We start from the raw sequence: 24,145 nt of genomic DNA on the forward strand, positions 1-24,145 counted from the left end.
ATGGTGGTGGCCACCACTGACAATTCGCCCTGACCTGGGCTTGTCCCGGGCGAAGGGGGTCTCCCGCCCTCTGTGTGCGGGCCCGCCGACAAGGGCGAGCGGGCCGGACGGCCGCCGGGCTAAGGTGATTCGAGGAGCACGGCGGAGCATGTGGGACATCCCGGAGCGGTCATGCGGGAACGACGCGGTGACCCGCCCGAAAGTGCGCAGGCCCTCCTCGTCACCCTCGGGCGTCTCGTGGACCAGGCCCTGGAGCGGATCAGGCTCCAGCAGGCCCGTGTCGAGCTGGCCGTGGCCATGCAGCGCCACATGCTCCCCCCGGCCCTTCCGGAGCTTCCGGGTCTGCGGATCGCGGCCCGTTACGCGCCCGCCGGGGACGGGCTGGACGTGGGCGGCGACTGGTACGACGCCTTCGTGATGCTGGACGGATCGCTCGGACTGGCGATCGGCGACGTCCAGGGACACGACATGGAGGCGGTCGCGTTCATGGGGCAGGTCCGCACGAGCCTGCGGGCACTCGCCCAGGCGACGAGCGATCCGCGCCAGGTGCTGGGCCGTGCCAACGACCTGCTCATCTCGATGGGCTACGGCCTGTTCGCCACCTGCTGTTTCCTGAGGTTCGACCCGGTCACCCGCGATCTCCACGTGTCCCGGGCAGGCCATGTGCCGATGGTGTGGGCCACCGCGGGCGGCGGCTACGGCGTCGCGCTGGACCGGGGTGGTCCGCCCCTCGGGATCCTGGTGGGCGAGCGGTACCCGGTGACGCACCGGCGGCTGATGGAGCCGGGCGTGCTCGTCCTGCTCACGGACGGGGTGGTGGAGGGGCCGAGCTACCCGATGGAGGCCGGTCTGGCCGAGGTGGCCAAGCTGGTGCGGACCGGATTCGACGCCGACCCCGACGTGCTCGCCTCCGCAGTCATCAAAGTGGCCGACCTGACCGGCCACCGGGACGACGCCGCGGTGCTCGTGGTCCGCTACGACGGCCCGGCCCCCTCCTCCGGCCCCTCCGGCAGGCCCTGACGCGGCCGACTCGCCGCCCCGTCACCGGCGAAGGAAACTGCTGTCGTGCGCAATGAGGAGATCCGGCGTTACGGCTCGTTGGCGTTGCGGATCCTCGCTGTGGCCGCGTTCTACTACGGCTCCGCCAGGCTCGGGCTGCTCCAGCAGTTGGTGCGCGGCCAGGTCACCCCGCTGTGGCCGCCGACGGGCGTGGCGCTCGCCGGTCTGCTGTTCTTCGGGCTGCGGATCTGGCCCGGTATCGCGCTCGGCGCGTTCCTGGTCAACTTCTCCATCGGCCCGACGCCTTTCGCGGTGCTGGCCATCGCCGCCGGGAACACCGCCGCACCGGTCTGCGCGTACCTGATGCTGCGCCGGGCGCGGTTCCGGCAGGAACTGGACCGGCTGCGGGACGTACTGGCGCTCGTCTTCCTCGGGGCGCTGGGCGGCATGCTCGTCAGTTCGACCGTCGGCGCCACGACCCTGGTCCTGGCCGGAGGGCTGGATCCCGATCGCTTCTGGCCCGCGTGGTCGGTCTGGTGGACGGGGGACGCGATGGGGGTGCTGGTCGTCACGCCGTTCCTGCTCGTGCTGCGCCGGGCCCGGTGGCCCGTCCCCGCGGGGCCGGCCCGCTGGACGGAGGCGGCGGCACTGGGGCTCTGCACGCTCGGCGTCACGCTGCTGGCGACCTCGACGACCAACTCGTCGCTGCTGTTCCTGGTCTTCCCGTGCCTGATCTGGGCGGCTTTCCGGTTCCAGCTGGCAGGGGCCGCTCCGTGCGCGCTGGTGGTGTCGACTCTCGCGATCATGGCCGCGGCCAGGCGGTTCGGGCCGTTCGCCGGGCACGACCTGTTCGCGAACATGGTCACGCTGCAGGCCTTCAACGGAGCAACCGCACTGACGGCGCTGCTGATGGCGGCCGTCATCACCGAGCGGAACCAGACCCACGAGGAGATCAAGCGCGTCTGCGCCCGGCTCGCCGAGATGGTGGCGGGAGTCGAACCGCGCGACCGCTGAATCCCCGCCGAACTCCCCACCCGTTTTGCTTCGTTCCCGGGTTCGGAGTAGCTTTTGCACTGACCAGTCAGTTCAAAAAAAGGGGGAGGCCGCGTGGACAGCCCACACGGGGCAGCCGTACGAGCCGAGGGCTTCGGCCTGGAGGGGCCGCGCGGCTGGGCGTTCCGGAGGGTGGACGTCGAGGCCGGCCCGGGCTCGCTCGTCGCGATCGAGGGCCCGTCCGGCTCGGGCCGCACCTGCCTGCTGCTCGCACTCACCGGACGCATGAAGCCGACGGATGGGCACGCGGAGGTGGGCGGGCTGCGGCTGCCGCGCAAGATGGCGGCCGTCCGCCGCATCAGCGCGCTGGGCCCGGTCCCGGGGGTGAGCGACCTCGACCCGGCGCTCACCGTCGCCGAGCATCTGCGGGAGCGTGCGCTGATGCAGCGGCGGTTCGACGGTTCGCTCCGGGCGCTGCTGCGGCCGCCGGGGGAACGGGCCGCGGCGGCCCGGGCGCGGATCGAAGAAGCCCTGGCGAGCGTCGGGCTCGAGGTGGACGCCCTGCCGAAAGGGGGGCGCACGGCCGTAAGGGATCTCGAGCGGCTCGAGGCGCTCCGCCTCTCCGTGGCCCTCGCCCTGATCGGCCGTCCGCGGTTGCTGGCCGTCGACGACGCGGACCTCAAGCTCTCCGAGGCGGACCGGGCGCAGGCGTGGGGACTCCTCCGGGACATCGCGGCCGAGGGCACGACGGTGCTCATGGTCTGCAGCGAGGCGCCGAAGGACGCCGTCGTGGTCCGCACGGGTACGGGGGCGTCCCACTCGGCCGCGGCCGGGAAGCCCGGCGACGGGGCGCCGGAGGGGACGGCCCCCGGCATCGAGGTGGTTCCTGCGGCCAAGGCCGCCGGGACCGCCGGGACCGCCGGGGCTGCCGAGGCCACCGAGGCGGAGCCGGTCGCGTCCCCGGCCGAGGCCGCCACCGCCGACCCGGACACCGGCACCACCCCGGCCACCGGCACGGAACCCGGCACGACCCCGGACACCGGCACCACCCCGGCCACCGGGGCAGAACCCGGCACGACCGCAGAAGCCGCAGGCACCGGCACCGGCGACCCCGTGCGCGGCGGCAGGACCGGGAAGACGAACGAGACCGAGGAGGGGGCGGCCGATGCGCTCGCCGAAACTGGCCGCGCTTGAGCTGAAGCGATTCGGCAGGGGCAAGCTGCCGCGGGCCGCGCTCGTGGCGATCCTGCTGCTTCCGCTGCTCTACGGCGCGCTGTACCTGTGGTCGTTCTGGGACCCGTACAGCCGGCTCGACAGGATTCCCGTGGCGCTCGTCAACGCCGACAAGGGCGCGACCGCCGCCGGGAAGAAGATCGCCGCGGGCGACGAGATCACCGAGGGCCTGCGCGAGAGCGATGTCTTCGACTGGCACGAGGTGAGCTCCCAGGAGGCCCGCAAGGGCGTCGAGGACGGTACGTACTACCTGTCCCTGACCATGCCCGCCGACTTCAGCAAGCGCATCGCGTCCGCCTCCGGTGACGCGCCGGAGACCGGGGCGCTGCAGGTGCGGACGAACGACGCGAACAACTACATCGTCGGGCAGATATCCCGCACCGTCTTCGCCGAGGTGCGCAAGTCCGCGTCCAAGAACGCGTCCCGCTCGTTCCTCGACAAGATCTTCATCTCGTTCTCCGACATCCACGACGCGACCGAGAAGGCCGCCAAGGGAGCCGACAAGCTCAAGGGCGGCATCGGCAAGGCGAAGGAGGGCTCCAAGGAGCTCGCCGACGGCCTGAAGGACGCCAAGGACGGCAGCGGCAAGCTCAAGGGCGGCATCACCCGCCTCGACGACGGTGCGGACAAGCTGGAGAAGGGCGCCCGCGAGGTCGCCGCCGGCACCCAGCGGCTGGCCGACAAGGTCAACGCCATCGCGGCCGACGTCCGGCCCTACATCAAGGACGACGGCGCGACGGTCGGCGAGCACGCGCGCTTCGTGGAGAACGGCGCCCGCGCCGCGCGCAGCCATCTCGACCTCCTCGTGACGACCGCCCCCGCCGCGGCAACCAAGGCGCACGACGCCGCCGACAAGGCGGCCGCGCTGCACAAGTCCCGCTGCGAGGACGCCGTTCTGCCCGACCCCGCCGTCTGCTCCGTGCTGGAGAAGGCCAAGACCGCGACAGCCGACTCCGCGGCGGTCGCCGACGACGTCGCCAAGCTGGTGCGGGACAACAGCGGCGAACTCGAGCGGCTCGACGCCCGTCTCGCCAAGATCCAGAAGATGGCCAAGGACCTCGCCGACCGCTCCCCCACCCTCGACGAGGACGTCGAGAAGGCCGTCGCGGACGTCAACCGGCTGAACTCCGGCGCGCACAAGGTCGCCAAGGGCGCCGGCGACCTCCACACGGGACTGGGCAGCGCGCGCACCGGATCCAGCGACCTGGACACCGGCGTGGGCAAGCTCAAGAACGGTGCTCACGACCTCGACGGCGGCATGTTCAAACTCGTCGACGGCTCGGGCGAGCTGGCCGGCGGACTCAACGACGGCGTCGGCAGGATCCCCGACTACGACAAGCAGGAGCGCGACCGCCGCACGGACGTGATGGCCGACCCGGTGCAGCTCGCCTCCCAGTCCCTGCACAAGGCGGACAACTACGGCACGGGCTTCGCCCCGTACTTCATCCCGCTCTCCCTCTGGGTGGGCGCGATGGTGGCGTACATGCTGATCCAGCCGCTCAACCGGCGCGCCCTGGCCGCCGGCGCCTCGGCCTGGCGGATCGCCGTCGCCGGCTGGCTGCCGGTGGCCGCGATCGGACTGCTCCAGGTCGGTGCCCTGATGGCGGTGCTCCACTGGGGTCTCGGACTTCAGATGGCCCGCGCCGCCGGAACGGTCGGCTTCCTGGCGCTGGTCGTGTGCTGCTTCGCGGCGATCATCCAGTGGCTCAACGCCCGCTTCGGCGCGGCCGGCCGGATCCTGGTGCTCGCGCTGCTGATGCTGCAGCTGACCTCTGCGGGCGGCACGTACCCCGTCCAGACCAGCCCGCCGTTCTTCAACGCCGTGCATCCCTTCCTGCCGATGACGTACGTGGTCGAGGCGCTGCGCAGGCTCATCACGGGCGGCGGAGCCGGACCGGTGTGGCAGGCCGTGGCCGTACTCGTCGCGTTCACCGCCGGGGCGCTCGCCCTGACCGCGGTGTCGGCGCGGCGCAAGCAGGTGTGGACGTTCGACCGTCTTCACCCCGAGCTGAGCCTGTGATCCGGGCGGACCTGTGAGAATCGGCACCATGAACAGCAGCAGCACCCGGAGACAGGCCACGCGCGCCAAGCTCTACGAGGCGGCGGTGACCCTGATCGCCGAGCAGGGCTTCTCCGCCACCACGGTGGACGAGATCGCCGAGCGGGCCGGCGTGGCCAAGGGCACGGTCTACTACAACTTCAAGAGCAAGACCGAACTCTTCGAGGAGCTGCTGCGGTTCGGCGTCGGCCTGCTGACCGCCTCCCTGCAGGAGGCGGCCGACGAGGCGGAGCGCCGCGGCGGGACCAAGATCGAGGCGCTGGACGGGATGATCCGGGCCGGTCTGGTCTTCATCGACCGCTACCCGGCCTTCACACAGCTGTACGTCGCCGAGCTGTGGCGCACGAACCGGGCCTGGCAGTCGACGCTGATGGTGGTCCGTCAGCAGGCGGTGGCCGTTGTCGAGACGGTGCTCAGGGAAGGCGTCGAGCGGGGTGAGCTGAGCGAGGAGATCGACATCCCGCTGACCGCCGCGGCGCTGGTCGGGATGGTGCTGGTGGCGGCGCTCGACTGGCAGGCGTTCCAGCGGGAGCGGTCGCTCGACGACGTCCACGCGGCCCTGTCCCGGCTGCTGCACGGCCGGGTCGGCGGCTGCTGAGGCCCGACCGGTCCCCGGTCCCCCACGGGCGGCCGTGAGGGCCGGTGACCGCACCGCCGGCAGGGCGCCGGCGACACGAACGACGAGAGCCGGTGCGGTGAAGCTCGATCCCCCCGAGCTTCGCCGCACCGGCGATTCCCCCGTCGTTCCCCCGTTGCCCCGTACCTCTGTTCCTCCGGGTCCGGGCAACCCCCGTTCGGCAGGTGCGCCGCGCCGTTCCGCCGCCCCGTGCCGGCGGTGCCGGCGCCGCGCCCCTTCCGTGGCCTCCACTCTCCCGTCCGGGCAGGTCGGCCCTCATCCGCGCGCCTACTCATCTCCCGCACTAGGTACGGATACTCAGAGGCCCGTGCTCATCCCCACCCGCACGGGGTGCGGGCTGGTTACGATCGCGTCCGTGTCCGTACTCCCCCTGGTCTTCACGAGCGGCTGGGCCAGCGGCGTCAACGCGTACGCGGTGGTCCTGCTGCTCGGCCTGTTCGGCGCCGCCGGGCTCACCGACGAGGTGCCCGAGTCGCTGCAACGCACCGACGTGCTGAGCGCGGCCGGTGTGCTCTTCCTGTGCGAGGCGGTCGCGGACAAGATCCCGTACGTCGACTCGGCGTGGGACTCGGTCCACACGGTGATCCGGCCGGTGGCCGGAGCGGTGGTGGCGGCGCTGCTGGCAGGGGAGAGCGGATCCCTGCCGGAGCTCGCGGCCGGCGCGGTCGGCGGCACCACGGCCCTGATGAGCCATCTGGTGAAGGCCGGCACCAGGATGGCGGTCAACACCTCCCCCGAGCCGTTCAGCAACATCGCCGTGAGCACGGCGGAGGACCTCGGGGTCGCCGGGATCGTCACGCTCGCCCTCTTCCATCCGCTGCCGGCGGCGATCATCGCGGCGACGCTGCTCGCGCTGGGGCTGGTGATACTGGTGTTCCTCGCTTCGCGGATCCGCCGGTTCCTCCGGCGCCGCGCCCAGCGCCGGGAGGAGAGACGCGTCGCCGCCGGCCTGCAGGGGCCACCACCCCGTTGACTGTCGGAGGCGGCCGATACAGTCCCTGACATGGCACGGATTGTGGTGATCGGCGCCGGGATGGGCGCCATGGCGGCCGCTGCCCGGCTGGCCGTGGCGGGCCACCGGGTGACGGTGTACGAGCGGGCGGACACGTACGGCGGCGCGGTGCGCCGGTTCGAGCGTGACGGCTTCGCCTTCGACACCGGCCCCGGCCTGCTCCATCTGCCCGCCGTCTGGCGGGACTTCTTCGTGAAGACCGGCAAGGAGCCGCTGGAGAAGTGCGTCGAACTGGTCCAGGTCGACCCGGCGAGCCGTCATGTCTTCTCGGACGGCACGGCCGTGACCCTGCCGAACGCCTCGCGCGCGGGCGTCGTCTCGGCGCTGGACGAGGCGCTCGGCGCCGGAGCGGGCGAGCGCTGGGGCGACTTCCTGGGGCGGGCGCGGGACGCCTGGGACCGTTCACGACGGCCGCTGCTGGAGGAGCCGCTGCCCGCGGACACCTCCCTCTTCGCCGGGGACCCCTATCCGGCGCTCAGGGGCGGGCTCCTGCGCCGCCCGGCGCGAACCCTCGCCGAGGTGGGCCGGCGTGAGCTGCGCGATCCGCGGCTGGCTGCGCTGCTGGATAGCCACGCCCTGGCGTACGGCTTCGATCCCGCCTCGGCCCCGGCGTCCGCCGCCGTCCTGCCGTACATGGAGCAGACCTTCGGCAGTTGGTACGTGCGGGGCGGGATGCGGGCGCTCGCGGACGCGGTCCACGAGCGGTGCCTCGCGCGCAAGGTGGAGTTCGTCCTCGGCGCCGAGGTGACGGACGTACGGATCGAGGACGGCCGGGCGGTCGGGGTGGTACTGGCGGACGGCCGCACGGCCGGGGCCGATCACGTGGTAGCGGGCGCGCCCGTCCCCGCGCTCTACCGGGACCAGGTCCTGCCGTGGGGCTCCCAGGACGAGTGGCCGCACCACCAGTCGGCGCTGCGAACCGGGCGGGTCACGGTCTGTCTGGCCCTGCGCGGCGCCCGCAAGGAGGGCGCGGCGCACCGGACGGTGGTGCACTCGCCCGACCGGGCCGGGGAGTCGGCGGGGCTGGCCGCCGGGCGGCTGTGCGAGCGGCCGACGGTCGTGGTGCTCCGGCCGGACGACGAGCGGCTGCGGCCCGCCGGCCACGAGGCGGTGACGGTGACCGCGACCGTCCCCGCCGGAGCAGGCGACCGGACGCCGGACGATCCGTGGGCCGGCGACGCAACGGACGCGCAGGCGTTCGCGGACCGGATGACGGCGGCCGCGGAAGCGGCCGTCCCGGGCCTGCGGGAGCGGCTGCTGTGGCGCGAGGTGCGCACGCCCGAGGACACCTTCCGGGAGACGGGCTCCCCCCGGGTGCCCGGGCCCGCCCTGGCCGGAGCGGGCGGGGCACTGCTGCCCGCCGCGAACGTGTCACCCGTGCCCGGGATGTACTTCGCGGGCGGCTGGTCGCACCCCGGCGGCGGTCTCGCGCACAGCGGGATGTCGGGCGCGCTGGTGGCCGGCCTCATCGTGGAGGGCGCGGACTTCCGCGGCTCACAGTGAGCTGATCCCCCGCGCCATACGGGTACGCGCGACCCGCACACCCCGCCGCGGGAGGCACGGGCCGGAGGCGAGTCGGGCTCGGCTCCGCGCGGGGGTGGCCGGCCGGGGCGGCCGGGCCTCAGTAGCGGTAGGTCTGGCCGTTGGGGTCGTTCTGGTAGCCCGGGTCGTAGCCGTACTCGGAGGGCTGGTCGGCCGGCGGCGGGACCTGGTCGCCGTCGCGCTGCAGCGGCACCCACACGCCGCCCGGCGGCGTCTCGTTGTAGCCCTGCGAGGCGTAGGGGTCCGCGTACTGCTGCCGGCCGCCGTAGCTGTCGTACGAGCCGTAGCCCTGGGCGCCGTCGGCGTACGGATCGGAGTAGGCGGCGTACTGCTGCTGCCCGGTGCCGTAGTCGTACGAACCGGCGTACGCGTCGTGGGCCCCGGCCGGCTGCTGGTACCCCTGCCCCTGGGCGTAGGCGTCGGCGTAGCCGGAGGGGTAGCCGCCGTAGTGGGCCGCGCCCTCGCCGCCCTCGGTGTGGTCCGCCGCGTAGGGCGCGTCCGAGTAGATGCCGTACTGCCCGGTGTCGTCGGGGAGCGGCTGCGGCTCGTAGACGGTGTCGGCCGCGGCGGCCGGGGGCTCCTCCGTGGCGGGAGCGGGCGGACCCGGGCGGTCCCGGTCGTAGGAGTCCTCGTAGTCGATGCCGGTCACCTCGAGCACCGGATCACGGTCGACCGGGGCGGCACCCGACCTGCGGCGGCGGCTGGAGCCCGGGCTCCCGCCCAGCGCCCAGCCGGTGGAGAAGCCGCGCCGGAAGGAGAGGGTGACGTACGTCTGGCCGACCGCGAACGCGGCCGCGCCGACGCCGATCACGATGATGTTCGGCAGCAGCACACCGACGACCACGCCGAGGAAGCCGACGAACGCGACCAGCCGCCAGCGCAGCCGCGCCTTGTACTGCAGCAGCACCTCGCCGAGCAGCCACAGCGCGACAATGCCGAACGCGATGTAGAGCGCCGTCCAGCCCATGCCCGCCCCTCTCCTGCGGCCTTCCGCCCGGGGTTGCGGCGGTGCGGCCGTTCACGACTGCTGGTGCAGTCCGAGATTCTCGTAGATTTCGAGCGTCGCGGTGGAATTGTTGAGCGTGATGAAGTGCAACCCGGGGACACCCTCGGAGAGCAGCCGGGCGCAGAACTCCGTCGCGAACTCGATACCGATGGAGCGTACAGCGGCGGGGTCGTCCGCGACGGCGCGGATCCTCTGTTCGAGTTCGGCGGGGAACGACGCGTTGCTGAGCTGGGCGAACCGTTCGATCTGCTTCACGCTGGTGACGGGCATGATCTCGGGGATGATCGGGGTCTCGCAGCCCGCCTCGGCGACGCTGTCGCGCAGCCGCAGATAGTCCTCCACCCGGAAGAACATCTGCGTGATCGCGTAGTCCGCACCGGCGCGGCACTTGTCCACGAAGTGCCCGATGTCCGTTTCCCAGTCGCCGGAGCGGGGGTGCATCTCGGGGAAGGCCGCGACTCCGACGCAGAAGTCGCCCGACTCCTTGATCAGCCGGACGAGCTCCGCCGCGTACCGCACACCGTCGGGATGTTCGACCCATTCGCCCATCGGGTCGCCGGGCGGGTCGCCGCGGACGGCGAGGATGTTCCTGATCCCTGCGTCCGCGTACTGGCCGATCATGTTGCGCAGTTCGGCGATGGAGTGGTTCACCGCGGTGAGGTGCGCGACCGGGGTGAGCGTGGTGTCGGCGGCGATCTGCTGGGTGGCCTTGACCGTGCCCGCGCGGGTGGATCCCCCGGCGCCGTACGTCACCGAGACGAAGTTCGGCTGCACCGCCTCGACACGCCGCAGCGCGTTCCAGAGGTTCCGCTCGCCCTTCTCGGTCTTGGGCGCCCAGAACTCGAAGGAGTACGAGGTCTTGCCGGTTTCGAGCAGTTCGCGCACGGTGCGTGCGCGATCCGTCCGGGTGGATGCTGTGCCGAGGGCCATAGTCGCAGGTTATCCACGGGGCAGCGGTCTCCCAACCGCATTCCACCCATCGGACACGGATCGCTCATGAATCGGCCTACTGCGCGTAGGCCCGTATCCGCTTGGCGAGACGGGCGGCGGCAGCGGCGGGGTCGTCGGCCTCCGTGATCGCCCGGACGACGACGACCCGGCGGGCACCCGCCTCCAGGACCTCGTCGAGATTGCCGGCGTCGATCCCGCCGATCGCGAACCAGGGGCGGTCCTGGCCGAGCGAGGCCGCGTACCGGACCAGGTCGAGGCCGGGGGCGGGCCGGCCCGGCTTGGTCGGCGTGGGCCAGCAGGGACCGGTGCAGAAGTAGTCCACTCCCGGCTCGGCGGCTGCCGCGTCGACCTCCTCGCGGGCGTGGGTGGAGCGCCCGATCAGCACCTCGCCGCCGAGGATCGCCCGGGCCGCCGGGACGGGCAGGTCGCCCTGGCCGAGGTGCAGCACGCCGGAGCCGATCGCGTGGGCGACATCGGCCCGGTCGTTGACCGCGAGGAGCTTGCCGTGGCTGCGGCAGGCGTCGGCGAACACCGCGAGGTGCTCCAGCTCCTCGCCGGCCTCCATGCCCTTGTCGCGCAGCTGCACGACGTCCACCCCGGAGGAGAGGACGGCGTCCAGGAACTCCGGCAGGTCGCCCTGGCGCTTGCGGGCGTCCGTGCAGAGGTAGAGCCGGGCGTCGGACAGCGCCGCGCGGGATGCGGACATGGTTGGTACCCCCCGGGGTGGGTCGGCGGTGCACGCGCCGAGACCGGACGGTCCGGCCCGGTGCGCGCACCGCATCCAGATTGGTGTGTCAGGGACGCCGGCGGCGACGTGCTCGGGACGACGTCAGACGGCGAGCGCCTGGGCCCGGCGCTTCACCTCCGTGCCGCGATTCTCGCTGAGCGCCTCCGCGGGGGTCCCCGGCAGGGTCGGGTCCGGTGTGAAGAGCCACTCCAGCATCTCTTCGTCGGTGAAGCCGTCGTCCTTCAGGAGCGTCAGGGTGCCGGAGAGGCCCTTGACCACCTTGCCGCCCTTGATGAAGGCGGCAGGGACCTGGAGCGTCCGGTTCTCACCGCGGCGCACGGCGATCAGCTGACCCTCCTTGACCAGCTGCCGTACGCGCGTCACCTCGACGTCGAGCTTTTCCGCGACGTCGGGCAGGTGGAGCCAGGCGGGGACGAGAGCATCGATCTTTGCGTCAATCTCGGTCACGGGACCAAGCGTGCCATCCCGGACCGACAGTCGGTAGCGGGGCCCGGTCGAGCTGCGGCCTTCAGAGGGACAAGCGACACCCCAGCGCCGCCTCCGAAGGCCCCGGAAGCCCGGGAACGTCACCTTCCGCGGGGTGCGGCCGGCCGCTCGGAGCACCGCGGCCCCCGGTCAGGGCACCGCCTCCGGTCAGAGCACCGCGGCTTTCAGGGGGACGGCCGGGTCGGCGGCGCGCTCCGCGTCGATCCTGGCTCCGACCTCGATGAGCCTGCGCCCCTGGGCCAGGTCCCGCGGCCTGCCGACGGTCAGCACGGCGACCAGGGCCCCGTCCCGCAGCCACAGCACCGACCAGGAGGCGTCGTCCGGGTCGCCCCGGCGCACGAGAACGTCGGCCGCGCCGTGGTGACCGGCGTACTGCACGAAGCGGCCGAACTGCTCCGACCAGAAGTACGGCACCGGGTCGTAGATCTCCCCCGGCTCGCTCCCCTCCCCGGTGTCGGCGCCGACGACGTTGGCCGCGACCGTGCGGGGCCCCTGGAGCGCGTTGTCCCAGTGGTGGACCAGCAGCCGCCTCCCGTAGCGGCCCGACGGGAAGGAGGCGCAGTCCCCGACCGCGTACACGTCGGGCAGCGAGGTGCGCAGCCGCTCGTCCGCGGTGACCGAGCCGTCGGCGCCCAGCTCGATGCCCGAGCCGGCGAGCCAGCCGGTCGCCGGCCGGGCGCCGATGCCGACGACGACCGCGTCGGCGGGCAGCCGCGGGCCGCCCTCGAGGACCACGGCGCCCGGCTCGACGGCGGCGACGCGCGCGCCGGTGAGCAGCTCGGCTCCGGCCTCCGCGTACCACCGGGCCATCGGTGCGGCGATTTCGGCCGGCAGAGCTCCGGGCAGCGGGCGGTCGGCGGCCTCGACGACGGTGACCTCGCAGCCGGCCTCGCGGGCGGCGGTGGCGAACTCGGCGCCGATCCAGCCGGCGCCGACGACCACGATGTGGTGGCGGCGCTCCAGCACCGGGCGCAGCCGCTCCGCGTCGTCGAGGGTGCGCAGCAGATGGACCCCGGGGACGCCCTCGGTGCCGGGGAGGGTGACCGGCTCCGCGCCGGTGGCGATGACCAGGACGTCGTACGGAACGGGCCCGGCCGGCGTGTCGAGTTCGTGCTCCCCCGGGCGCAGACCGCTCACCTCGAGGCCGAGCCGGAGGTCGACCGAGAGCGCGTCGAAGTCGACGTCGAACGCGGAGTGCTCGGACTTCCCGAGCAGGACGGCCTTGGACAGCGGCGGCCGGTCGTAGGGCTGGTGCGGCTCGGCGCCGATGAGGCCGATGGCGCCGGTGAAGCCCTGTTCGCGCAGGGCCACGGCGGTCTGCACGCCGGCCATGCCCGCCCCGACGATGACGACACGGCGGCTCGGCGCCGTCTGCTCGCTCTCACTCACCGGGCCACCCTAACCACCTGACGACACGTCAGGAAGGCAGCTGCTCCACGACGCTCGTGCCGGACCCCTGCCGGGACTCCCACTCCCAGGTCTCGTCGAGCCGCACCCGCCCGTCGGGAAGGTCGACGACGGTGGAGACGCAGTGCCCGGAGGACGTCGTTCCGTCGTGCTTCAACTGGACGTAGCGGAAGTCCAGCCGGTCCCCCTCACGGGTGCCGACGAGATGGCCGCGCACCACGTCGCCGCCCGCGTAGTCGGCCCAGATCCGGCCGTCCTCCTCGTGGTAGGTGAACCGGGTCCGGGTGCCGACCTGACCGGGCGCCTGGTCGGCGACCGGGGCGAGGACGAGTCCGTCGAGCGAGCGGGCCACGGCAACGGCTCCCTTACCGGGGGTTGGCGACGAGGGTTAGGCTGGCCACCGTACTGCTACTCGCGGGAGCCCGGCGCACCGGGCTGAGAGGGAGGCTGAGGCGGCCTCCGACCGTACGAACCTGATCCGGGTCATGCCGGCGAAGGGAGGGTCCGGACGCGTATGCATCCAGGACATCCGACACCAGGACCAGCCGCGGACGTCCTCGTCATCGGGGGCGGCGTCATCGGCCTCGTCACCGCCTGGCGGGCGGCCCAGCGGGGACTGCGGACCGCGCTTGCCGACCCCCGGCCCGGCGGCGGAGCGGCGCAGGTCGCGGCGGGCATGCTGGCGGCCGTCACGGAACTCCACTACGGCGAGGAGACGCTGCTCGGGCTGAACCTCGCCTCGGCGGACCGCTATCCGCGGTTCGTGGCCGAACTCGAGGAGGCGAGCGGAGAGGACACCGGGTACCGCTCCTGCGGGACGCTCGCCGTGGCACTCGACGCGGACGACCGGGCGCATCTGCGCGAACTGCACGCGCTGCAACGGCGCTTCGGACTGGAGTCCGAGTGGCTCAGCGGGCGGGAGTGCCGCCGGCTGGAGCCCATGCTGGCACCGGGGGTGCGCGGCGGGCTCCGGGTGGACGGCGACCACCAGATCGATCCCCGGCGTCTGGCCAGGGCGCTGGTGGTGGCGTGCGAACGGGCCGGCGTGGTCTTCCACCGGCGGTGGGTCGAGCGGCTGTCGGTGGTACGGGACCGGGCCGCCGGGGCCGTGCTGGCCGGCGGCGACGAGATCCCGGCCGGCCAGGTCGTGCTGGCCGCGGGCACGCTCAGCGGCCGGCTGGAGGGCGTGCCCGCGGCGGTGCTGCCCGCGGTGCGGCCGGTCAAGGGGCAGGTGCTGCGGCTGACGGTGCCGCCCGCGTACGCCCCGTTCCTGTCGCGCACGGTCCGGGCCGTGGTGCGCGGCAGCCACGTCTACCTCGTGCCGCGCGAGAACGGCGAGCTGGTGGTGGGCGCGACCAGCGAGGAACTCGGCTGGGACACCACCGTCACGGCGGGCGGTGTGTACCAGCTGCTGCGCGACGCGCACGAGCTGGTGCCCGGCATCACCGAACTGCCGCTGACCGAGACCGGGGCGGGCCTGCGCCCCGGCTCGCCGGACAACGCGCCGCTGCTCGGCCCGGCGGAGCTGCCCGGTCTGCTGCTGGCCACCGGCCACTACCGCAACGGCGTCCTGCTCACCCCGGTGACCGGGGACGTCATGGCGCACACCCTGGTCACCGGTGAACTGCCGGACGAGGCCCGCGCCTTCACCCCACGCCGCTTCTCCACCGCCCAGCAGGAGGTGTCCGCATGACCGCGTCCACGCACACCGTGTCCGTCAACGGGCAGCCGCGCTCCGTCGCGGCCGGCACCACGCTCGACGCGCTGGTGGCCACGCTCACCGCCGCGCCCTCCGGGGTCGCGGCCGCCCTCAACGAGACCGTCGTCCCGCGCGGCGAGTGGCCCGGGACGCTGCTCGGCGAGGGTGACCGCGTCGAGGTGCTCACCGCGGTGCAGGGAGGCTGACGGCATGGCCGACGACCGCTTCGTACTCGGCGGGACGGAGTTCTCGTCCCGGCTGATCATGGGGACCGGCGGGGCGCCCAGCCTCGACGTGCTGGAACGCGCGCTGGTGGCCAGCGGCACGGAACTGACCACGGTCGCGATGCGCCGCCTCGACCCGACCGTGCAGGGCTCGGTGCTCTCCGTGCTCGACCGCCTCGGCATCCAGGTCCTGCCGAACACCGCGGGCTGCTTCACCGCGGGGGAGGCCGTGCTCACCGCGCGGCTGGCCAGGGAGGCGCTCGGGACCTGCTGGATCAAGCTAGAGGTGGTCGCGGACGAGCGGACGCTGCTGCCGGATCCGGTCGAGCTGCTGGACGCGGCCGAGGTGCTCGTGGACGACGGCTTCATCGTGCTGCCGTACACCAACGACGACCCGGTCCTGGCCCGGAAGCTGGAGGACGTGGGCTGTGCCGCGATCATGCCGCTCGGCTCCCCGATCGGCTCCGGGCTCGGCATCCGCAATCCGCACAACTTCCAGCTGATCACCGAGCGGGCCCGGGTTCCGGTGATCCTGGACGCGGGCGCCGGCACGGCGTCGGACGCGGCGCTGGCGATGGAGCTGGGCTGCTCTGCCGTGATGCTGGCCTCCGCGGTCACCCGGGCGCAGGAACCGGTCGTGATGGCCGAGGCCATGCGGCACGCGGTGGAGGCGGGCCGGCTCGCCCACCGGGCGGGCCGCATCCCGCGCCGCCACTTCGCCGAGGCCTCGTCCCCGGTCGAGGGGCGGGCGGCACTGGACCCGGAGCGTCCCGCCTTCGGATGAGCCGCAGCCCCGGGGCGCACGCGGTCCGGGCACCCGCCGGGGGTGAGCGCCCCGTCCCCGGGCACGCCCTCGGAGGAGCCGCGTCCCCGGGGACGGGGTACACCTTCGGATGACGCCCGTGGTTCCGATGACGCACGTCACAGGTCCGCTGCAGCCCCGGCCGGGGGGCCGGGGCGGGGTGTCCGGGCTCGTAGACTCGCCTGCGTGGATACGACCCTTCAGGACCCCCTCGTCGGGCAGGTGCTCGACGGCCGCTACCGCGTCGACGCGCGCATCGCCGTCGGCGGGATGGCCACGGTCTACCGGGCCGTGGACACCCGGCTCGACCGGGTCCTCGCACTCAAGGTGATGCACCCCGCGCTCGCCGCGGACGCCTCCTTCGTCGAGCGCTTCATCCGCGAGGCGAAGTCGGTGGCACGGCTCTCCCACCCGAACGTGGTGGGCGTGTACGACCAGGGGGCCGAGGGCGCGTACGTCTATCTCGCGATGGAGTACGTGGCCGGATGCACGCTCCGCGACGTGCTGCGGGAGCGGGGCGCGCTGCGGCCGCGGGCCGCGCTGGACATCCTCGAGCCCGTGCTGGCGGCGCTCGGCGCCGCGCACCGGGCCGGCTTCGTCCACCGGGACATGAAGCCCGAGAACGTCCTGATCGGGGACGACGGACGGGTCAAGGTCGCCGACTTCGGGCTGGTCCGGGCCGTGGGCTCCGTGACCAGCACCACGGGTTCGCTGCTCGGGACCGTCTCCTACCTCGCACCGGAGCAGATCGAGTCCGGCACGGCCGACACCCGCGCCGACGTGTACGCCTGCGGTGTCGTGCTCTACGAGATGCTCACGGGCGGCAAGCCGCACTCCGGCGACACCCCGGCCCAGGTGCTCTACCGGCACCTCAACGAGGACGTGCCGCAGCCGTCGGCCGCCGTGCCCGGGCTGGCTCCGGAGCTGGACGGCCTGGTGGCGGCGGCCACCGCCCGCGACCCCGAGTCGCGGCCGGACGACGCCGTCGCCCTGCTCGGACGGACCCGCGAGGCCCGTGCCGCGCTCACCGACGACCAGCTGGACGCGGGACCGCCGCAGGCCAGGACGCCGGACGCCGGGACGTCCGCCGGTTCCGAGGACCGTACGAGCGTGATCGCGCGGCCGCTGCCCACCGCGGGCGGGGCGGTCGACCGGACGAGCCGGCTGGAGACGCCGCCCGTCGGTCCCCCGCCGTCCCGTTCCGGGGGCCGCCGGCTGCCGACGCCGCGCCGCGGGGTCCTCGCCGCCGTCGTCGGCGTGCTGCTCGTCCTCGGTGTCGGCGCGGGCGTCTGGTACATCAACTCCGGGCAGTTCACCCGGGTGCCCACGGTCCTCGGCCGCACCGAGGCCGTGGCGAAGCAGCGGCTCTCCGAGGCCGGCCTGGACGTCGAGGCCGTGCAGAAGGGCTTCAGCGACTCCTACGCCCGGGGCACCGTCATGGACGTGAACCCCGACCCGGGTCGGCGCATCCGCCACAACGGCTCGGTCACGCTCGTCATCTCGCGCGGCCCGGAGATCGTCAAGGTTCCGGAGCTCGAGGGCCTGAAGCTCGCCGACGCCAGGAACACCCTGCGCAAGGCCGGCCTGGCACCGGGCGTGATCACCAGGGAGTTCAGCGACGAGGCCGCCCAGGGCACGGTGATCCGCTCCGAGCCGGCCGCCGGCACGGAGCGCCGGCCGGACTCGGCGGTCGCGCTCGTCGTCAGCAAGGGCTCGCCGGTCGACGTACCGGACGTCACGGGCGACTCCGTCGAGGACGCCACGAGCACCCTCGAGGACGCCGGGCTGAAGGTGAAGGTGGCCCCGGAGCGGATCCACTCCCCCGCGGAGGCGGGAGCCGTCGCCAGGCAGTCCCCCGCGGAGGGCGGACAGGCCGCCACCGGCGACACGATCACCCTCACCGTCTCCAAGGGACCGCGGATGGTCGAGGTCCCGGACGTCACCGGCGACCGGCTGGACGACGCCAGGCGCGAGCTGGAGGAGGCGGGCTTCGAGGTCAAGGTCGAGCGGGCCTTCCCGTTCCTCGGCGACACCGTCGAGAGCCAGTCCGTCGAGGGCGGCGGACAGGCCGCCGAGGGCAGCACGATCACGATCCGGACCAAGGGGCTCTAGCAACCGTGCACAACCCCGTCGGCGCCCATGTTCCCGTGGCCGGAGGCCTGGCCAGGACGGGTCTGGCGTACGCCCGTGAGATCGAGGCCGAGGCCGTGCAGGTCTTCGTCGCCAATCCGCGGGGCTGGGCGACCCCCGCGGGGAACCCCGCGCAGGACGAGCTGTTCCGCACCGGTAACGCGGCCACCGGCACACCGGCGTACGTGCACGCCCCGTATCTGATCAACTTCGGCTCCCACAGCGCGGTCACGGCCGAGCGGTCGGTGGAGTCGCTGCGCCACTCGCTGCTCCGCGGCCGGGAGATCGGCGCCGCGGGTGTGGTGGTGCACACGGGATCGGCGACCGGGGGCAGGACCCGGGAGACGGCGCTCGCCCAGGTACGGGAGCTGGTGCTGCCGCTGCTGGACGAGCTGACGCACGACGACGACCCGTTCCTGCTGCTGGAGCCCACGGCCGGGCAGGGCTTCTCGCTCTGCTCACTGGCCGAGGACCTCGGACCGTACTTCGAGGCCCTGGAGGCGCACCCGAGACTCGGCGTCTGCCTCGACACCTGCCACGCGTTCGCCGCCGGTCACGATCTCGCCGCACCGGGCGGAGCCGGGCGGATGCTGGATCTGCTCGTCGCCACGGTCGGCCCGGGCCGGCTGAGGCTGTTCCACGCCAACGACTCCAAGGACGTCGTCGGGGCGCGCAAGGACCGCCACGAGAACATCGGCGCCGGCCACATCGGCGAGGAGGCGTTCCGCGAGCTGATGGCCCACCCCGCGGCCGCGGGTGTGCCGCTGATCATCGAGACGCCCGGTGGGCGGCACGGCAGGGAGACGTACGCGGCGGACGTGGCGCTGCTGAAGAAGCTCCGCGACGACCCCGGCCCGGTTCCGGGCCTCCCGCCCGGCTCACGGCGCCCGGCCGGCGCCCCGGACTAGAACTCGGGCCCGTCGCCCGGCTCCTCCTGGTAGGAATAGCGCTGCTCACGCCACGGGTCGCCGATGTTGTGGTAGCCCCGCTCCTCCCAGAATCCCCTGCGGTCGGCCGTCATGTACTCCACGCCGCGAACCCACTTCGGGCCCTTCCAGGCGTACAGATGCGGGACGATCAGGCGCAGCGGGAAGCCGTGCTCGGCGGTGAGCAGCTCGCCGTCCTTGTGCGTGGCGAAGATCGTGCGCTCCGAGAGGAAGTCGGCGAGGCGCAGATTGGCGCTGAAGCCGTACTCGGCCCACACCATGACGTGGGTGACCGTCGGGGCAGGCGGCGCGAGCTCGACGATCGTCGAAGCGGGCACCCCGCCCCATTCGGCCCCGAGCATGCTGAATTTCGTCACGCAGTGCAGGTCGGCGACGACCGTCGAGAACGGCAGCGCCGAGAACTCCTCGTGGTTCCAGCAGCGCTTGTCACCGTCGGCGGTGGCGCCGAATACGCGGAACTCCCAGCGCTCGGGCTTGAACTTGGGGACGGGCCCGTAGTGGGTGACCGGCCAGCCGCGCTGCAGTCGTTGCCCCGGGGGTAGCTCGGACTGTTCTGACGCCCGGTGTTCCCGGCTCTCCGGCTGACCCATGCCTTCAATGGTGACAGACCAGGAGGGGTGGTCATGACCAGGTCTGGGCCGATTCGGGCAACTCCTACTAAGGAGGCACTTACTGGACGGCCTTCGATCACGGTGCGAGGATGCGCGCATCCTGCCCGAGTCACACGTGCGGAAGGAGCCTCTGCGATGCAGGGCGACCCCGAGGTCATCGAGTTCCTCAATGAGCAGTTGACTGCCGAGCTGACCGCGATCAACCAGTACTTCCTGCACGCGAAGATGCAGGAGAACTTCGGCTGGACGAAGCTCGCCAAGTACACCCGGGCCGAGTCGTTCGACGAGATGAAGCACGCCGAGGTACTCACCGACCGGATCCTGTTCCTGGAAGGGCTGCCGAACTACCAGCGGCTGTTCCACGTGCGGATCGGGCAGACGGTCACCGAGATGTTCCAGGCGGACCGGCAGGTCGAGGTGGAGGCGATCGACCGGCTGCGACGCGGCATCGAGGTCATGCGCGGCAAGGGCGACATCACGTCGGCGAACATCTTCGAGTCGATCCTGGCGGACGAGGAGCACCACATCGACTACCTCGACACCCAGCTGGAACTGGTCGAGAAGCTCGGAGAGGCGCTGTACATCGCCCAGGTGATCGAGCAGCCGGAATCCTAGAGCCCGTCCGCCCCGGGACCGGCCGGACTAGGCCGCTTCGCGCAACCGGCTCGGGGAGACCGCCTCGACGCCCGCCGGGGTCAAGTCCTCCGACAGTGCGGCGGCGGCACCGTTGCCCTGGTCCAGCAGCTCGCGGCGCGGGCATGTGCCCCGCCCGAGGATGCCCTGGATGCGGCGCACGCACGAACCGCAGTCGGTGCCGGCCTTGGAGACCGAGGCGATCTGGCGGGGGGTGCAGGCACCGGCCTCCGCGTGTTCCTTGACCTGCTTCTCCGTGATGCCGAAGCACGAGCAGACGTACACGCGGTTCACCTCCCGGCGGGATCGAGATCGACTGTGGTGCCCGTCCCGATTGATCGGTGAGGCAAACCTAACCTTACCCGCCGCCCGCCGGTCGCAAAAGCCCCGGGTACGACGATGGGGCGTGGATCACACCGATCCACGCCCCACCGTCATGCCGGTCCGGTCACTGGTCGCGGTACATCTCCGCGACGAGGAAGGCCAGGTCCAGCGACTGGCTGCGGTTCAGGCGGGGGTCGCACGCCGTCTCGTAGCGCTGGTGCAGGTCGTCGACGAAGATCTCGTCGCCGCCGCCCACGCACTCGGTGACGTCGTCACCGGTGAGCTCGACGTGGATGCCGCCGGGGTGCGTGCCCAGCGCCTTGTGCACCTCGAAGAAGCCCTTGACCTCGTCGAGCACGTCGTCGAAGCGGCGCGTCTTGTGGCCGGAGGCCGCCTCGAAGGTGTTGCCGTGCATCGGGTCGGTCACCCAGGCCACGGTGGCGCCGGAGGCGGTGACCTTCTCGACCAGCTCCGGGAGCTTGTCCCGGACCTTGTCGGCGCCCATGCGGACGATGAAGGTCAGCCGGCCGGGCTCGCGCTCCGGGTCCAGCCTCTCGACGTACTGCAACGCCTCGTCGACGGTCGTCGTCGGGCCGAGCTTCACCCCGATGGGGTTGCGGATCTTCGACGCGAACTCGATGTGCGCGCCGTCGAGCTGACGGGTGCGCTCGCCGATCCAGACCATGTGGCCCGAGACGTCGTACAGGTCGCCCGTACGCGAGTCGACCCGGGTGAGGGCCGACTCGTAGTCCATGAGCAGGGCCTCGTGGGAGGCGTAGAACTCGACGGTGCGGAACTCCGCCGGGTCGGTGCCGCAGGCCTTCATGAAGTTCAGCGCGTTGTCGATCTCCCGCGCGAGCTGCTCGTAACGCTGTCCGGACGGGGACGACTTCACGAAGTCCTGGTTCCAGGCGTGCACCTGGCGCAGGTCGGCGTAACCGCCGGTGGTGAAGGCGCGCACGAGGTTCAGCGTCGACGCCGAGGCGTGGTACATCCGCTTGAGGCGTTCGGGGTCGGGGACCCGGGCCGCCTCGGTGAACTCGAAGCCGTTGACCGAGTCGCCCCGGTAGGTCGGCAGCGTCACGCCGTCACGGGTCTCCGTGGACTTCGAGCGCGGCTTGGAGTACTGGCCGGCGATCCGGCCGACCTTGACCACCGGCACGGACGCGGCGTACGTCAGCACCGCGCCCATCTGGAGCAGGGTCTTGAGCTTGTTGCGGATGTGGTCGGCGGACACCGCGTCGAAGGCCTCGGCGCAGTCGCCGCCCTGGAGCAGGAACGCCTCGCCCTTGGCGACGGCTCCCAGCCGGGCGCGCAGCTGGTCGCACTCGCCCGCGAAGACGAGCGGCGGATACGACTCGAGGTCCGCGATCACATCGCGCAGAGCCTCGGCATCGGGGTACTCGGGCTGCTGCGCCGCGGGCAGGTTTCGCCAGGTGTTGCCACCGGTTGCGGTGGGCTTAGCGTTCACGGTCACCCCGACAACATTACGGGGTGAACGGCGCCGTCCACGCCGTGGCCCAGAAAGTGAGACGGCGGCCACCGGCGGACGGGACGCGGGTGGGGTAGGGTTCCGGACATGTTCGCGCAGACGACCCGGAACTGGTGGTGGACCGCTCACCCGGCGGCCCACTGATCGATCGCGCGCACAGAATTCCGCGAAGGCCGCCCGAGGGGCGGCCTTCCCCGTTTCCACGGGTCTCGGCGGGCCGTTCCTCCCACCACGGAAGGAACCCCACCATGCACATCCTCGACCGGCTGCTGAATCCCGGCGCTCCTCCGTTCGCCCTGCTCCGCCGGCGCACTCCGGGCCGCGACCACGACACCGTGGAGGTGCTGACCGGCCCGGTCCGGGAGGTCGAGCGGCTCGCCGACATCCCGGTGGGCGAGCGCCCGTCGCTCGCACTGGTGCCGTTCCGGCAGATCCGCGAGCGGGGCTTCGACGTGCGGGACGACGGCACGCCGCTGTCCGTGCTGGTCGCCGAGGAGACCTTCGAGCTGCCGCTCGACGAGGTGCTGGGCCGGCTGCCGGCGCACGGGGTGGACGTCGAGGACGGCGGTTTCGACGTCGGCGACGAGGAGTACGCGGAGATCGTCCGGCGCGTGGTGGAGGACGAGATCGGGCGCGGCGAGGGGGCGAACTTCGTCATCCGGCGCACCTTCACCGGGCGCGTCCCGGACTTCGGCAGAGCGGACGCCCTCGCGCTCTTCCGGCGGCTGCTCACCACCGAGCGCGGCGCGTACTGGACGTACGTCGTCCACACCGGGGACGGACGGCCCTCCTCGGAGGTACGGGACGGAGGGACGGGCGGGCGCACGCTCGTCGGGGCGAGCCCGGAGGTGCACGTGCGGATGTCCGGCGGCACCGTCGTGATGAATCCGATCAGCGGGACGTACCGCTACCCGGCGGGCGGGCCGACGGTCGACGGGCTGCTGGACTTCCTCTCCGACCGCAAGGAGACCGACGAGCTCTCCATGGTCGTGGACGAGGAACTCAAGATGATGTGCACGGTCGGCGACATGGGCGGCGTGGTCGTCGGGCCCCGCCTCAAGGAGATGTCCCATCTCGCGCACACCGAGTACGAGCTGCGGGGCCGCTCCTCGCTGGACGTCCGCGAGGTGCTGCGCGAGACGATGTTCGCGGCCACGGTCACCGGTTCGCCGGTGCAGAACGCCTGCCGGGTCATCGAGCGCCACGAGCCGGCCGGCCGGGACGGCGGTGGCGGGCGCGGGTACTACGCGGGCGCGCTGGCGCTCCTGGGCGTCGACGCGGGCGGTGCGCAGCTCCTCGACTCGCCGATCCTGATCAGGACCGCCGACATCTCCGCGTCGGGCGAGGTGCGGGTGCCGGTCGGCGCGACGCTGGTGCGCCACTCGGACCCGGAGTCCGAGGTGGCGGAGACACACGCCAAGGCGGCGGGGGTGCTGGCCGCGCTGGGGGTCCGCCCGGGGCCGGCGCGGGAGGAGACGACCCGTCCGCGGCTGGCCGACGACCCCAGGGTGCGGGCGGCGCTCGACGCCCGCAGGGCGGACCTGGCTCCGTTCTGGCTGCGGATGCAGTCCCTGCCGGAGCGGGTCACGGGCCATGCGCTGGTGGTGGACGGCGAGGACACGTTCACCGCGATGCTCGCCCACCTGCTGCGGGGAGCGGGGCTGGAGGTGACCGTGCGCCGGTACGACGAGCCGGGTGTACGGGAGGCGGCGCTGTCCCACGCGGGACCGGTCGTCCTCGGCCCGGGACCGGGCGATCCGTCGGACGCGGCCGACCCGAAGATGCGCTTCCTGCGCTCGCTCACGGGGGAGCTGCTGCGCGGCCACCGGGGCGGGCTGCTGGGGGTGTGCCTCGGCCATGAGCTGATCGCCGCCGAGCTGGGGCTGGGCATCGCCCGCAAGGAGACGCCGTTCCAGGGCGCACAGCTGCGGATCGGGCTGTTCGGCGCCGAGGAGACGGTCGGTTTCTACAACAGTTTCACGGCCGTGTGCGACGACGGGGCGGCGGCGGAGCTGTCCCTGCACGGCGTCGAGGTGGGCCGCGCGCCGTCGGGCGAGGTCCACGCGCTGCGCGGGCCGGGTTTCGCGGGCATCCAGTTCCACCCCGAGTCGGTACTGACGCTGCGCGGGCCGGAGATCGTCCGGGGTCTGCTGTCGTCCGTGGTCAGGGAGACCTCGGTGTAGGCGGGGCGGCGACCGCGGGGACGGGCT

At 72.8% G+C, this 24,145-nt stretch carries 24 protein-coding genes and 1 riboswitch; of the genes, 15 read left to right on the forward strand and 9 right to left on the reverse strand.

Going from position 1 to position 24,145, the window contains the following annotated elements:
- Positions 1–171 precede the first annotated feature (171 nt).
- The 7 genes from BLT82_RS08735 to BLT82_RS08765 all read left to right on the forward strand — a co-directional run bounded on the left by BLT82_RS08735 (position 172) and on the right by BLT82_RS08765 (position 8,436).
- Positions 172–1,020, forward strand: a complete 849-nt coding sequence (locus BLT82_RS08735) for a PP2C family protein-serine/threonine phosphatase (RefSeq protein ID WP_093653285.1) — start codon at positions 172–174, stop codon at positions 1,018–1,020.
- Positions 1,021–1,065: 45 nt separating this feature from the next.
- The gene (locus BLT82_RS08740; RefSeq protein ID WP_093653286.1) at positions 1,066–2,013 is read left to right on the forward strand and encodes an MASE1 domain-containing protein; all 948 of its coding nucleotides are present in this window, start codon (positions 1,066–1,068) and stop codon (positions 2,011–2,013) included.
- 93 nt (positions 2,014–2,106) lie between these two features.
- On the forward strand, positions 2,107–3,186 hold the full coding sequence (locus BLT82_RS08745) for an ATP-binding cassette domain-containing protein (RefSeq protein WP_093653287.1): 1,080 nt from the start codon (positions 2,107–2,109) through the stop codon (positions 3,184–3,186).
- Entirely contained in the window at positions 3,158–5,245 is a 2,088-nt protein-coding gene (locus BLT82_RS08750) for a YhgE/Pip family protein (RefSeq protein WP_093653288.1), read from the forward strand. The genes BLT82_RS08745 and BLT82_RS08750 overlap by 29 nt, the downstream gene beginning before the upstream one ends.
- Before the next feature lie 28 nt (positions 5,246–5,273).
- Positions 5,274–5,882, forward strand: coding sequence for a TetR/AcrR family transcriptional regulator (locus tag BLT82_RS08755; protein WP_093653289.1), 609 nt, complete (start codon positions 5,274–5,276; stop codon positions 5,880–5,882).
- Positions 5,883–6,276: 394 nt separating this feature from the next.
- On the forward strand, positions 6,277–6,894 hold the full coding sequence (locus BLT82_RS08760) for a DUF4126 domain-containing protein (RefSeq protein ID WP_093653363.1): 618 nt from the start codon (positions 6,277–6,279) through the stop codon (positions 6,892–6,894).
- 30 nt (positions 6,895–6,924) lie between these two features.
- Entirely contained in the window at positions 6,925–8,436 is a 1,512-nt protein-coding gene (locus BLT82_RS08765) for a phytoene desaturase family protein (RefSeq protein ID WP_208867782.1), read from the forward strand.
- Positions 8,437–8,554: 118 nt separating this feature from the next.
- Here BLT82_RS08765 and BLT82_RS08770 read toward each other — a convergent pair whose 3' ends face one another.
- The 6 genes from BLT82_RS08770 to BLT82_RS08795 form a co-directional block, all read right to left on the reverse strand.
- The gene (locus BLT82_RS08770) at positions 8,555–9,442 is read right to left on the reverse strand and encodes a hypothetical protein (RefSeq protein WP_093653291.1); all 888 of its coding nucleotides are present in this window, start codon (positions 9,440–9,442) and stop codon (positions 8,555–8,557) included.
- A 51-nt stretch (positions 9,443–9,493) separates the two neighbouring features.
- Positions 9,494–10,411 (reverse strand): methylenetetrahydrofolate reductase [NAD(P)H], encoded by a 918-nt coding sequence (gene metF, locus BLT82_RS08775; protein WP_093653292.1) that lies wholly within the window; start codon positions 10,409–10,411, stop codon positions 9,494–9,496.
- Between the two features lie 76 nt (positions 10,412–10,487).
- Positions 10,488–11,138 (reverse strand): thiamine phosphate synthase, encoded by a 651-nt coding sequence (gene thiE / locus BLT82_RS08780; RefSeq protein ID WP_093653293.1) that lies wholly within the window; start codon positions 11,136–11,138, stop codon positions 10,488–10,490.
- A gap of 123 nt (positions 11,139–11,261) precedes the next feature.
- The gene (locus tag BLT82_RS08785) at positions 11,262–11,627 is read right to left on the reverse strand and encodes an Rv2175c family DNA-binding protein (RefSeq protein ID WP_093653294.1); all 366 of its coding nucleotides are present in this window, start codon (positions 11,625–11,627) and stop codon (positions 11,262–11,264) included.
- Positions 11,628–11,813: 186 nt separating this feature from the next.
- The gene (locus BLT82_RS08790) at positions 11,814–12,998 is read right to left on the reverse strand and encodes an NAD(P)/FAD-dependent oxidoreductase (RefSeq protein ID WP_244291892.1); all 1,185 of its coding nucleotides are present in this window, start codon (positions 12,996–12,998) and stop codon (positions 11,814–11,816) included.
- A gap of 85 nt (positions 12,999–13,083) precedes the next feature.
- Positions 13,084–13,425, reverse strand: a complete 342-nt coding sequence (locus BLT82_RS08795) for an avidin-fold protein (protein ID WP_093653296.1) — start codon at positions 13,423–13,425, stop codon at positions 13,084–13,086.
- A 52-nt stretch (positions 13,426–13,477) separates the two neighbouring features.
- Positions 13,478–13,590, forward strand: a riboswitch (TPP riboswitch).
- On the opposite strand from BLT82_RS08795, the gene thiO reads away from it, so the two are divergent.
- The 5 genes from thiO (at position 13,588) to BLT82_RS08820 (ending at position 18,836) form a co-directional block, all read left to right on the forward strand.
- A complete protein-coding gene (gene thiO / locus BLT82_RS08800; RefSeq protein WP_093653297.1) occupies positions 13,588–14,766 on the forward strand; it encodes a glycine oxidase ThiO in 1,179 nt (392 codons plus the stop codon). Its footprint overlaps the riboswitch before it by 3 nt.
- Positions 14,763–14,978: a sulfur carrier protein ThiS gene (thiS, locus tag BLT82_RS08805; protein WP_093653298.1), complete on the forward strand. Its 216-nt coding sequence runs from the start codon at positions 14,763–14,765 to the stop codon at positions 14,976–14,978. Before thiO ends, thiS begins: the two co-directional genes overlap by 4 nt.
- Before the next feature lie 4 nt (positions 14,979–14,982).
- The gene (locus BLT82_RS08810) at positions 14,983–15,780 is read left to right on the forward strand and encodes a thiazole synthase (protein ID WP_093653299.1); all 798 of its coding nucleotides are present in this window, start codon (positions 14,983–14,985) and stop codon (positions 15,778–15,780) included.
- A gap of 204 nt (positions 15,781–15,984) precedes the next feature.
- Entirely contained in the window at positions 15,985–17,910 is a 1,926-nt protein-coding gene (pknB, locus tag BLT82_RS08815) for a Stk1 family PASTA domain-containing Ser/Thr kinase (RefSeq protein ID WP_208867784.1), read from the forward strand.
- 5 nt (positions 17,911–17,915) lie between these two features.
- Entirely contained in the window at positions 17,916–18,836 is a 921-nt protein-coding gene (locus tag BLT82_RS08820; RefSeq protein ID WP_093653301.1) for a deoxyribonuclease IV, read from the forward strand.
- Here BLT82_RS08820 and BLT82_RS08825 read toward each other — a convergent pair.
- Positions 18,833–19,465: a sulfite oxidase-like oxidoreductase gene (locus BLT82_RS08825; protein WP_093653302.1), complete on the reverse strand. Its 633-nt coding sequence runs from the start codon at positions 19,463–19,465 to the stop codon at positions 18,833–18,835. The two genes, BLT82_RS08820 and BLT82_RS08825, sit on opposite strands and share 4 nt — an antisense overlap.
- Before the next feature lie 156 nt (positions 19,466–19,621).
- On the opposite strand from BLT82_RS08825, the gene bfr reads away from it, so the two are divergent.
- On the forward strand, positions 19,622–20,101 hold the full coding sequence (gene bfr / locus BLT82_RS08830; RefSeq protein ID WP_093653303.1) for a bacterioferritin: 480 nt from the start codon (positions 19,622–19,624) through the stop codon (positions 20,099–20,101).
- Between the two features lie 27 nt (positions 20,102–20,128).
- Here the strand turns inward: bfr and BLT82_RS08835 are convergent, their stop codons facing one another.
- Both BLT82_RS08835 and BLT82_RS08840 read right to left on the reverse strand, forming a co-directional pair.
- On the reverse strand, positions 20,129–20,404 hold the full coding sequence (locus BLT82_RS08835; protein WP_404203407.1) for a (2Fe-2S)-binding protein: 276 nt from the start codon (positions 20,402–20,404) through the stop codon (positions 20,129–20,131).
- Between the two features lie 163 nt (positions 20,405–20,567).
- The gene (locus BLT82_RS08840) at positions 20,568–21,920 is read right to left on the reverse strand and encodes a class II 3-deoxy-7-phosphoheptulonate synthase (protein ID WP_093653305.1); all 1,353 of its coding nucleotides are present in this window, start codon (positions 21,918–21,920) and stop codon (positions 20,568–20,570) included.
- Positions 21,921–22,022: 102 nt separating this feature from the next.
- Here BLT82_RS08840 and BLT82_RS38795 point away from each other — a divergent pair, with 102 nt between their 5' ends.
- A complete protein-coding gene (locus tag BLT82_RS38795) occupies positions 22,023–22,079 on the forward strand; it encodes a trp operon leader peptide (RefSeq protein WP_093653364.1) in 57 nt (18 codons plus the stop codon).
- A 104-nt stretch (positions 22,080–22,183) separates the two neighbouring features.
- The gene (locus tag BLT82_RS08850; protein ID WP_093653306.1) at positions 22,184–24,118 is read left to right on the forward strand and encodes an anthranilate synthase family protein; all 1,935 of its coding nucleotides are present in this window, start codon (positions 22,184–22,186) and stop codon (positions 24,116–24,118) included.
- Positions 24,119–24,145 lie beyond the last annotated feature (27 nt).

Source organism: Streptomyces wuyuanensis (assembly GCF_900103455.1).
GTDB classification, from domain to species: domain Bacteria; phylum Actinomycetota; class Actinomycetes; order Streptomycetales; family Streptomycetaceae; genus Streptomyces; species Streptomyces wuyuanensis.